The sequence below is a fragment of the Parablautia muri genome (assembly GCF_009917485.1).
In the GTDB taxonomy this organism is placed as follows: domain Bacteria; phylum Bacillota; class Clostridia; order Lachnospirales; family Lachnospiraceae; genus Suilimivivens; species Suilimivivens muri.
Genome location: NZ_QZDT01000096.1, coordinates 1 through 6,615 on the forward strand (window position 1 = coordinate 1; position 6,615 = coordinate 6,615).

Below are 6,615 nucleotides of genomic sequence, written 5' to 3' on the forward strand. Positions count from 1 at the left end.
AGAAAAGCGAAAGTCAGCCAATGTTTCATGACGCATTGGTGCCTTTCGCAGAAAGGCGGATTATAAAAATGCAAATGTAGGTTCGTTATCTGTAGGTGAGAGAAGCAGGCTGTTATTAACAGGTGTGATACTTTTAAGGGCAGAGGACTATGTATTATGTGGTTTGTATGAGGGAGTGTCGATGGAAGATGCGGAAATTCTGGATCAGATATTAACGGAACTATCCCTAAGTGGAAATTTGAACATTGGGTATATGGGAGAACCGCCAACGGGTATCTGTGATGAGATTATTTATCTTTAAAAAAAAGAAAAAAGTGAAGTTATGATACAAATAAACATCTGGTGCATTTTCTTTTACACGAAAGTGTCAGTAGGTGAGAAAAAAGAAGGAGGCGTCTATTGGGGCTACCAGTAGACGCTTCTAAACTCCTGAGATAATGCAGAATAGACAAATTATATTAGATTTGTTGCTCTGACAAATTTGGAGATTGGGTTATTTCCGCAGCAGTTCAAGCAGGTAACGAACCATAGGAATCAGGTCAGCAGCTTCCTGTTCCGTACAGTCTTTTTGCATGGAAAGGAGTTTCTGAAGGTTTGGTGATTCATCTTTGTAAGTTGGATCGAATATTTTACCTGCTGGTATCTTCAGATATGTAAGCAATGGGTATAACTTTTCAAATTTGGGGTTGCCACGTCCTGCTTCAATGTTGAGTATGGTGCGTGAGTCGATATTCAGGATTTCAGCCAGTTTTTCCTGTGAAAGTCCAAGCTCTGTACGTGCTTCACGCACTGCGGAAGCCAGATTTTGTTTAGCATCATTCATTGTGATTCACCTCGATAGTAGTTTACATTACACATCGTCAAGCGTGAATTGCATCAAAATACAGTTAGAAAGTGGAGTGGAGTACATGAAAGAACGATATGGGAAAATACATAACATAAAATATGAAACAGGACAGAATATGGGATTTGCCACACATATAAGGGTGTATCGCAATGAAGGAAAAAACTTCGTTGCGGTACACCCTTTTTAAATGTCGAATTTAGAGGGAATTTTGACTTTTATCCGCTTTCATGTCAACAGCCTGCTGTTCCGGAGTACGGTCAAGATATTGGTTGAGGTTATCCAGTTTCCGGTTAAGGTCAGCAGTTTCTTTCTCAGCAGATTTATAGGTTTTCTGTAAAGCCTGCTTTTTGGAATAGAGAGCATTGTAATCGCTGCGGAGTTTTTCAACATCAATATTTTTCGGATTGATGCCGAAGCGTTTCAGCATATTTTCTGCACCGTCATGAAGGATAAGTTCCGTTTCATGGCGGCGCAGGTAAGCATCTTTGTCCTTAGATTTTTGGTAGCGTACATGAAAGATATGGTTGGTTTTGTACTGCTCTGCATACTTCAAAACCTGTCCTAAATCCTTTAGCTGGCGTTCGGTTTCAACAAGGCTTTCACGGGCTGTTTTTGCCAGTGTGGACTTGGCGGCGATCTGCTTTTCAAGCTCCGCAATAGAGCCTGCCTGACTGTAACTTGCAGCGGCAATTTTAAGGTTTTGAATATCCGCCCAATGTTTCAATCCGGGGCTTTGTGTGAATTTATCCTCGGTGGTGTCAATGAGATTTTTCCTTGAATAATCTTTGACAATGGGCTTCTTTCTGGTCGGGAACGGTACACGCTTTTTATCCTTTACAAGAGCCTTTTCCGTGGTGCGCTCCTTTATCCGTTCTTTGGTGTACTCCGAACCTAAAGACTTTGCACTGCCACGGACAAAACGCTCCCTGTCCAGAGGACGGAATGAGATAAATTTATGGGCTTTTTCCCCGAAGTCCTCGCCCTTGACTTCATAGCCTTTTGCCCGGATCAGGTCAATGCAGTCCTCGTAAGTTGCTGCGATTTTTATGGCTTCGTCGATGTCGGCTTTTAACTGTTCTTTCCATGCCGAACCGTTTTTGCCAGCCTGCCATTCCTTGTAAGTTTTGCCCCGCTTTTCTCCCGGAGTGATGACGGAAAGTTCATGCTCCCTGCAGAGTTCATCGCTCAGGTTGCGGATGTTGTAATAGGTCTTTTTGCAGTCGTGATATTTCTCATGGTTTACATTATCAGCGGCGCAAAAAATGATGTGGTTGTGAACGTGTCCTTTGTCAATATGGGTAGTGACAACATAAGAATATTTTCCCTCTAAAAGTTTGTCTGCAAGCTCCACGCCTATCTGGTGGGCTTCCTTATAAGAAACCTCACCGGAAAAAAAAGACTGTATCAAGTGATAGGCTTTATTTGGATCGGACTGGCTGGTCTTTGACAGCGCAAATTTGAAATCATAGGCGGCAGTTTCGGGGCTGCAACCATAAGAAGAAATCAGTATGCCCTCATCGGTTTTGTCGGGGTTGCAGATGTAGTCTACTGCTTTATTGACGGTTGCCGTGATAGCATGGATTTTTGTGTATGCCATACCTTTTGCATCAGCTCCTTTACTTCGTTTACATCGGCTTTATATACGTTGCCTGTGGCGTTCATGCGCTTTGCAATCTGGTTTAAATTGTTCCCGATTTTGGCAAGCGCAGCATTGTATTCCCGCAGCTCTGAATAGTCAATGTCATAGACATAACCGTATATGATCAGATGCCGCAGAAAAGAGGATTTGTCTTTCATATTGGAGGCTTTGCATTTCTGTTCCAGTATGTAAAGTTCATCATCGTTTAGGCGTAGTGTTAAGCGGTTTTGGCGTTCTCTGTTCTCCATTGTTTGGGAAGCTCCTTTCATAAAAAATGCTCTGTTTTTGTAGTATGCCGTATCCGGCGGGAGGGTTTTTCAAGCGTAAAAATTCAGAAATTCCGTAGAGATAATTTCTGGATTTTGGAGCGCAAAGGGGGTCAGGGGGATATGCCCTCTGCAAGCCAATTTTCTCAAGTTTCCACTTGGAGAAACTTGGGGAAATTGAAGCCTACGGACGTCCGTAGGCAGTGCTTGCTATTCTTGTGCAAACTGCCTGTAGGGAGTTTGCGTGTTGTACGAGCTTAGGCGAGTGTCTTACAACACATAAGGGCGTTACCGCCCGGTCTTTTGTAAAGCCTTTCGGTATCTGGCTTTCAGAGGACTACTCTGGCAAATAAAAAACTGCCATAACCAGAGCAGGGCATAACTGTCCTGTTCCGCCTTATAGCAGTTTGAGTGTACTTTTATGAATTCATGATTTTATACACTAAAGATTTTAACAAGCAACAAGAGGAAAGTCAACAAAAGATAAAAGGAGAAATTGATTCAGAAAAAAGCTCAAAAAAATTTGAGTAATTGGTGAAAGTGGATTTCCCCGATTACCCATAGAATGAGCTTGAAAAATTCGCAGGAAGGGGGTAGAGCATGAATGCAGCGGAGCGCAGGAATGAGATCATCAGCATTTTGATTGTCCGGCATCATATAACAACAAAAGAGCTGGCAAGCGAATTTGATGTAACTGTACGCACGATAAAGAATGACATTCAGGCTCTATCTTTTGCATATCCAATTTATACAAAGCCGGGAGTGGCAGGTGGAATTTTTATGGGAGGGCATTATAATCCTCACGTCAATTCTCTGACACCGATAGAACAGGAAACATTAAAAGAAATTTACGAAGAAGCAGAGGACAGGCATAAGGAAGTCCTTGCACAGATTTTACATAAATACGGCCCTGATAAACTGGAATTATAAACTTGTCATTCCGCTAAAGCACATAATCTTTACAAGAACCGTTCATAGCAGACGGAGAGTGCTTATGTGCTTTTTGGGCTGACAAGTCCAGTAATGATTTTATCCAAAACAGGCAGAAAGATTTCTGCCGGAGCGTACCTTGAAAATTGAATATGTAAATACATACGGGACGTGTGGGATGTGCGGAGCCGCTATGCGGACACGCCAAGAGCTGCCTGCTTCCATTTTTGCATGGGAGTGTATACGAAGGAATACTGAAATCTGGTATTGAAGTTAAGGCGGTGAGCGATAAATGTCTGGCAAAAAGTGTAGCAGTTACATGGGGCTAGGAGGCATATCTTTGATAATGATACTTCCGGATTTTTTCGGTCAATTTAGAATGACGGTGCGATACCGATGTGGACAGTGTACTGATCTGTCATCCGTATGTGTTTTTTGAAAGAGTTTGGAAAGAAGTTTTGTTTGCTGATGAGAGCCGGGAAAGAGTTTCGTGGTTGTCATGGGCAGATAAGATGCTGCTAATCTATGGAGGGAAAGAGGTGATATTGTGGAGCGAATGAAAAATGGCAAAAGATTTGTTCGCTACAAAGAAGGAGCAGAGATGTACAGTATGTGCCAGAGCAAATTTGAGCAAATGGCGAAAGACGCAAAGGCAATTTATAAGGTTGATAAATTAGTGCTTGTAAATTGTGATATTTTTGAACAATATTTGGAAACATTCCGATTGTATGTGTGATGATTTTTTGTTTGAGAGATTTTGCAGTAAAAAACACTTGACTTTTCGTATACGAAAAGTATAATAGTAGGTAGAAGTGATTGGAGGTGCATACAGATGGCTAAAATGGGTAGACCCAAATCTGATGCCCCGAAACTGAATACATTAAGTGTAAGGGTAACAGATAAGGAGCTGCAAAAGCTAAAGGATTATGCGGACAGTCACGGAATGACCATAACTCAATTATTGCATACGGGCGTCAATTTATTATTACAGACACCGGATGCAGAGGTGCAAAATCTCTCTCCTTGAAGAAAGGAGCAGAGATGGCGAAAGCAAGAAAAGACAATAGGGGCAGAGCATTACGAAAGGGGGAATCTCAAAGAACGGATAACACTTATGTATATACATATACTGATCCGTTCAAGAAACGCAGATTTGTATATGCCAGAGATTTACAGACACTGAGGGAGAAAGAAGCAGATTTGATAAAAAATCAGCTTGACGGATTAGATGTCTATGTGGCTGGAAGCGCAACCTTGAATTATGTTTTTGACAGGTATATGTCAACAAAGTATGATTTACGCAGGACAACACGTTCTAATTACATATATATGTATGACCATTTTGTCAGAGAGGGTTTTGGACAGCGTAAAATCGGAGAGATTAAGTATTCCGATGTAATGTATTTCTACTATTATCTGTTAAATGAAAAGGATTTGCAGGCAAACACAGTTGACACAATCCATACGGTTTTACACCCTACGTTTCAGTTGGCAGTGCGTGATGGAATAATACGCATGAATCCGTCTGATGGTGTTATGGCAGATATAAAAAGGAAAGCAGGAAAGAATAAAGGTATCAGACACGCTTTGACGATAGAGCAGCAAAGGGCTTTTATGAATTATACCGCAAACAATCCGGTATTTTACCATTGGCACCCATTATTTACGGTTCTATTAGGAACGGGTTGCAGGATTGGGAAGTAATCGGGTTGAGGTGGGAAGATTTAGACTTTGAGAGCCGCCTGATCAGCATTAACCATAGCGTAACATACTATGCAAGAGAGGGAGGTAAAACACGCAAGTCAGAGTTTGCAGTTTCACTTCCGAAAACGGAAGCTGGTATCAGAACAATTCCAATGATGGATGCGGTTTATGAGGCGTTTAAGACAGAATACGAGGTGCAGAAAGAGGTCGGCTTCAACAGTACAGTGATTGACGGTATGACCGGGTTTATATTCTGTAATCGTTATGGGAATATTCATAATCCACAGACAGTCAACCGAACAATCAAAAGGATCTTGGAGAATTACAATGCGGAAGAAGTGATAAATGCCAAAAAAGAGAGAAGGCAACCTATCATTATCCCAAATTTTTCCTGCCACCACCTGCGGCATACCTTTTGCACGAGGTTCTGCGAAAAGGAAACAAATGTAAAAGTCATTCAGGCTGTCATGGGACACGCTAATATTGAAACAACAATGGATATATATGCGGAGGTCACGGACGCAAAGAAAAAGGAAGCAATCGAAAACTTATCACACAATCTTGATATATTTTAAGGAGAGAGTCCTTAAAATTAGATGTGTGAATTGCAACAACAAAAAGAACGATTTACTACAAAGTTACTACAAATTTTGCTTGCATGGTACGGAATAATACCTTATAATACGTTTGGAAAATGCGGCAAATACGGGAGGATACTTGATAATGAGTAATAATACTTTATCTTCTTTGGAATTCCCGACGATGAAAACGCTTGGCAAAGAAAACCAGTAAAATCAAGGGTTTGCGGACTTAAAGACAGTATGGTACGACAAGAGTACGACAAAATAAACTCTCTTAACGGGTTAAAATAAATGATTTTAAATTAAACTCGTGTCAGTTCAAGTTAATATTTTGTACGATAAGGACATTTTTCTAAAAGAAAATTTTAGGGAAGTGTCCTTTTGTTATGGTCAAAAAACAAAATAGGAAATGGAGGAAATGAACATGAGTAGTACAGCGTTAGGAGCAGGGAAAGCGATTATTTTTATCAGCGATGCACATGAAAAATTCTACTACGAAAAATTGAAAGAGGTCAGGTATCAGGACGTATACCACAAAGCGCTTGTATATTGTTGAGATGGTCAAGTTTTTTTTTAACACTTACAAGGAAAAGTTTTGACATAATCATGCCTGCATTCTCTTTTCAAATGGTGTCATATATCCATTTG

At 40.8% G+C, this 6,615-nt stretch carries 8 protein-coding genes and 2 pseudogenes; 7 read left to right on the forward strand and 3 right to left on the reverse strand.

Annotated features, from left to right (window positions below):
• Nucleotides 1-124: 124 nt before the first annotated feature.
• On the forward strand, nucleotides 125-301 hold the full coding sequence (locus D5281_RS23610) for a hypothetical protein (protein ID WP_160562352.1): 177 nt from the start codon (nucleotides 125-127) through the stop codon (nucleotides 299-301).
• 192 nt (nucleotides 302-493) lie between these two features.
• On the opposite strand, the gene D5281_RS23615 is transcribed toward D5281_RS23610, so the two are convergent.
• The 3 genes from D5281_RS23615 to D5281_RS23625 form a co-directional block, all read right to left on the reverse strand.
• Nucleotides 494-823 (reverse strand): helix-turn-helix domain-containing protein, encoded by a 330-nt coding sequence (locus D5281_RS23615; protein ID WP_160562353.1) that lies wholly within the window; start codon nucleotides 821-823, stop codon nucleotides 494-496.
• Nucleotides 824-1,043: 220 nt separating this feature from the next.
• Nucleotides 1,044-2,444, reverse strand: a complete 1,401-nt coding sequence (locus tag D5281_RS23620) for a relaxase/mobilization nuclease domain-containing protein (RefSeq protein ID WP_160562354.1) — start codon at nucleotides 2,442-2,444, stop codon at nucleotides 1,044-1,046.
• Nucleotides 2,393-2,734, reverse strand: coding sequence for a MobC family plasmid mobilization relaxosome protein (locus tag D5281_RS23625; protein WP_160562355.1), 342 nt, complete (start codon nucleotides 2,732-2,734; stop codon nucleotides 2,393-2,395). The genes D5281_RS23620 and D5281_RS23625 overlap by 52 nt, the downstream gene beginning before the upstream one ends.
• Nucleotides 2,735-3,352: 618 nt before the next feature.
• On the opposite strand from D5281_RS23625, the gene D5281_RS23630 reads away from it, so the two are divergent.
• From D5281_RS23630 to D5281_RS26250, 6 genes and pseudogenes are all read left to right on the forward strand, one after another.
• Nucleotides 3,353-3,682 carry a helix-turn-helix transcriptional regulator gene (locus D5281_RS23630; protein ID WP_160562356.1) on the forward strand — a complete coding sequence of 110 codons (330 nt, stop codon included), beginning with the start codon at nucleotides 3,353-3,355 and terminating at the stop codon, nucleotides 3,680-3,682.
• 398 nt (nucleotides 3,683-4,080) lie between these two features.
• Nucleotides 4,081-4,242, forward strand: coding sequence for a hypothetical protein (locus tag D5281_RS23635; RefSeq protein ID WP_160562357.1), 162 nt, complete (start codon nucleotides 4,081-4,083; stop codon nucleotides 4,240-4,242).
• A complete protein-coding gene (locus tag D5281_RS23640) occupies nucleotides 4,239-4,418 on the forward strand; it encodes a DUF6462 family protein (RefSeq protein WP_147581274.1) in 180 nt (59 codons plus the stop codon). The genes D5281_RS23635 and D5281_RS23640 overlap by 4 nt, the downstream gene beginning before the upstream one ends.
• A gap of 96 nt (nucleotides 4,419-4,514) precedes the next feature.
• Complete coding sequence (locus D5281_RS23645; protein ID WP_160562358.1) at nucleotides 4,515-4,709, forward strand: CopG family transcriptional regulator; 195 nt, start codon at nucleotides 4,515-4,517, stop codon at nucleotides 4,707-4,709.
• Nucleotides 4,710-4,723: 14 nt separating this feature from the next.
• A pseudogene (locus D5281_RS27085) lies at nucleotides 4,724-5,961 on the forward strand (tyrosine-type recombinase/integrase).
• Nucleotides 5,962-6,391: 430 nt separating this feature from the next.
• A pseudogene (locus D5281_RS26250) lies at nucleotides 6,392-6,520 on the forward strand (DUF6075 family protein); the annotation flags it as partial.
• Between the last annotated feature and the right edge of the window lie 95 nt (nucleotides 6,521-6,615).

Excerpts from the sequence above, each read along its gene's own strand:
- D5281_RS23645 (WP_160562358.1), top strand. The coding sequence starts at position 4,515 with ATGGCTAAAATGGGTAGACCCAAATCTGATGCCCCGAAACTGAATACA.
- D5281_RS23615 (WP_160562353.1), bottom strand. The coding sequence starts at position 823 with ATGAATGATGCTAAACAAAATCTGGCTTCCGCAGTGCGTGAAGCACGT.
- D5281_RS23640 (WP_147581274.1), top strand. The coding sequence starts at position 4,239 with ATGAAAAATGGCAAAAGATTTGTTCGCTACAAAGAAGGAGCAGAGATG.
- D5281_RS23630 (WP_160562356.1), top strand. The coding sequence starts at position 3,353 with ATGAATGCAGCGGAGCGCAGGAATGAGATCATCAGCATTTTGATTGTC.
- D5281_RS23625 (WP_160562355.1), bottom strand. The coding sequence starts at position 2,734 with ATGGAGAACAGAGAACGCCAAAACCGCTTAACACTACGCCTAAACGAT.
- D5281_RS23620 (WP_160562354.1), bottom strand. The coding sequence starts at position 2,444 with ATGGCATACACAAAAATCCATGCTATCACGGCAACCGTCAATAAAGCA.